This window comes from Corynebacterium sp. HMSC070E08, from assembly GCF_001808895.1.
In the GTDB taxonomy this organism is placed as follows: Bacteria; Actinomycetota; Actinomycetes; order Mycobacteriales; family Mycobacteriaceae; genus Corynebacterium; species Corynebacterium hiratae.
The window spans coordinates 1-2,327 of the sequence record NZ_KV794724.1 but is presented as its reverse complement, the minus strand read 5'-3'; the positions used below and the strand labels follow the sequence as shown (position 1 = coordinate 2,327).

General features: G+C 53.5%; 1 rRNA gene. It reads right to left on the bottom strand.

Annotation, left to right across the window (positions count from 1 at the left end):
- Positions 1 to 2: 2 nt before the first annotated feature.
- A 23S ribosomal RNA gene (locus tag HMPREF2526_RS00480) occupies positions 3 to 2,327 on the bottom strand; the annotation flags it as partial.

The window sequence follows — 2,327 nt, the reverse complement described above, 5'->3', positions numbered from 1 at the left end:
GTGTGTGTGTTTGTTTTGGTCTATTAGTACCAGTAGCCTCCACACTTTACAGTGCTTCCAGGTCTGGCCTATCAACCCCATCGTCTTTGGGGGACCTCAAATACGAAACCTCATCTTAAAACAGGCTTCCCGCTTAGATGCTTTCAGCGGTTATCCCTTCCGTACGTAGCCAACCAGCCATGCTCCTGGCGGAACAACTGGCACACTAGAGGTACGTCCGTCCCGGTCCTCTCGTACTAGGGACAGCCTTCTTCAAGTTTCAACGCGCGCGGCGGATAGAGACCGAACTGTCTCACGACGTTCTGAACCCAGCTCGCGTGCCGCTTTAATGGGCGAACAGCCCAACCCTTGGGACCTACTCCAGCCCCAGGATGCGACGAGCCGACATCGAGGTGCCAAACCATCCCGTCGATATGGACTCTTGGGGAAGATCAGCCTGTTATCCCCGGGGTACCTTTTATCCGTTGAGCGACACCACATCCACAAGTAGGTGCCGGATCACTAGTCCCGACTTTCGTCCCTGTTCGACATGTCTGTCTCACAGTCAAGCTCCCTTGTGCACTTACACTCACCACCTGATTGCCAACCAGGCTGAGGGAACCTTTGGGCGCCTCCGTTACATTTTGGGAGGCAACCGCCCCAGTTAAACTACCCACCAGGCACTGTCCCCAACCCAGATCATGGGCCAAGGTTAGACATCCAATCCGATCAGAGTGGTATTTCAACAACGACTCCACACACACTGGCGTGCATGCATCACAGTCTCCCACCTATCCTACACAAACCGAACCGAACACCAATACCAAGCTATAGTGAAGGTCCCGGGGTCTTTTCGTCCTGCCGCGCGTAACGAGCATCTTTACTCGTAGTGCAATTTCACCGGGCCTGTGGTTGAGACAGCAGAGAAGTCGTTACGCCATTCGTGCAGGTCGGAACTTACCCGACAAGGAATTTCGCTACCTTAGGATGGTTATAGTTACCACCGCCGTTTACTGGGGCTTAAATTCTCAGCTTCGCAGTCAAAGACTACTAACCGGTCCTCTTAACCTTCCAGCACCGGGCAGGCGTCAGTCCATATACATCAACTTAACGTCTTCGCATGGACCTGTGTTTTTGATAAACAGTCGCTTCCCTCTATTCTCTGCGACCCCACAACCCACCACCAACGCAAAGGCTGGTTTAAGTCGTGTGGTCCCCCTTCTCCCGAAGTTACGGGGGCATTTTGCCGAGTTCCTTAACCACAGTTCACCCGAACGCCTTAGTATTTTCAACCTGACCACCTGTGTCGGTTTAGGGTACGGGCCATACATCCACATCGCTAGAGGCTTTTCTCGACAGTACTAGATCACCAACTTCACCCCAATTGGGCTACGCATCACGCCTCAGGCATACGGTGTGCGGATTTGCCTACACACCACCTCACACGCTTACACCAACAATCCACTAAGCGGCATGGCTACTACACTGTGTCACCCCATCACTTGAACCACACATCAGGCCCCACGACATCAACAAACCACACACTCAAAGAGCGCACAATTCGTATCCGCGGTGGTTAGTATCAGTGCTTTATCATGGGCGCGGATATACGGGTACCAGAATATCAACTGGTTGTCCATCGACTACGCCTGTCGGCCTCGCCTTAGGTCCCGACTCACCCTGGGAAGACGAACTTGACCCAGGAACCCTTAGTCATCCGGCGGGAAGGATTCTCACCTTCCAATTCGTTACTCATGCCTGCATTCTCACTCGCACACACTCCACGCCTCCTTACGGTAACGCTTCAACACATGCACGACGCTCCCCTACCCAAACAAAAAGTTTGCCGCGGCTTCGGCGGTGTGCTTGAGCCCCACTACATTGTCGGCGCAGGACCACTCGACCAGTGAGCTATTACGCACTCTTTCAAGGATGGCTGCTTCTAAGCCAACCTCCTGGCTGTCTTCGCGATCCCACATCCTTTTCCACTTAGCACACCCTTAGGGGCCTTAACCGGCGATCTGGGCTGTTTCCCTCTCGACTATGAAGCTTATCCCCCACAGTCTCACTGCCGCACAACACATTGATGGCATTCGGAGTTTGGCTGACATTGCTAAGATTGTAGTCCCGCTCAACCAACCAGTAGCTCTACCTCCACCAAGCTAATGCGACGCTGCACCTAAATGCATTTCGGGGAGAACCAGCTATCACGGAGTTTGATTGGCCTTTCACCCCTACCCACAACTCATCCCCGCAGTTTTCAACCTACGTGGGTTCGCGCCTCCACAGCATCTTACTACTGCTTCACACTGGCCATGGGTAGATCACCCCGCTTCGGGTCCAGGACA